This window comes from Bacillus sp. SIMBA_031, from assembly GCF_046535225.1.
Taxonomy (GTDB): domain Bacteria; phylum Bacillota; class Bacilli; order Bacillales; family Bacillaceae; genus Bacillus; species Bacillus velezensis.
Genome location: NZ_JAWRXC010000584.1, coordinates 1 through 245 on the forward strand (window position 1 = coordinate 1; position 245 = coordinate 245).

Below are 245 nucleotides of genomic sequence, written 5' to 3' on the forward strand. Positions count from 1 at the left end.
GTCATGGAGGGTGAGGTCCCGGCCATATGTGACATTGCCCAGGAACCTGATATCGCCGCGGTCCAGCACTTTGTGCAGTGCGTTGACGATGCCCTTGATGCGCGGATGGTCAGGCGCAACACCATACCGGATCAAGCCATACGGTGCGGGATAAGCCTCGAAGAGGTCGATGCTGACCTCCACGCGGCCTTCTTTGACCTCCGCGGACTTGGTCAAGATGTCCGCCGCATAGACACCGGCGGGGC

1 pseudogene is annotated in these 245 nt (G+C 60.8%); it reads right to left on the reverse strand.

The annotated features are described in order from the left end of the window. Positions 1-245: pseudogene (locus SB724_RS21460) on the reverse strand (NADP oxidoreductase); the annotation flags it as partial.